Genomic DNA, 434 nt, shown 5'->3' on the forward strand with positions numbered 1-434 from the left:
ATCGTAGACCATCATGCCGTTGGTGCGCCCGTCCGCCCTGGTTGCCGTCCTTGCTCCCGTCATCTCGCTCGCGTGCGGAGGCTCGTCCAGCGCGCCGGCGCCGTCCGCGTCGCCAGCGCTGTCGGCCGCGGCACCAGCGCCCGCGCAGGCCGTGCCCGCGCATGCCAGCGGCCCCGCGCAGGCGCAGTTCGGCGCCCAGACGGCCCCGAGCGGTGGAACCGTGACGGGTACGGTCGTCGAGACAATGAACTCCGGCGGTTACACCTACGCGCGCCTGGCCGGCCCCGAAGGAGACAAGTGGATGGCAGCGCCGGAGATGCTGACGATCAAGGTTGGCGACCGGCTCACCGGCGACGTGAGCATGCCGATGCAGCAGTTCCGCAGCCGCACGCTCAATCGGGAGTTCGACGTCATCTACTTCGTCAGCCGCGTCT

1 pseudogene is annotated in these 434 nt (G+C 70.3%); it reads left to right on the forward strand.

Going from position 1 to position 434, the window contains the following annotated elements:
- Positions 1-13: 13 nt before the first annotated feature.
- Positions 14-434 (forward strand): annotated as a pseudogene (locus VSR68_RS42585) (hypothetical protein); the annotation flags it as partial.

The organism is Paraburkholderia phymatum (assembly GCF_038900715.1).
GTDB classification, from domain to species: Bacteria; Pseudomonadota; Gammaproteobacteria; order Burkholderiales; family Burkholderiaceae; genus Paraburkholderia; species Paraburkholderia phymatum_A.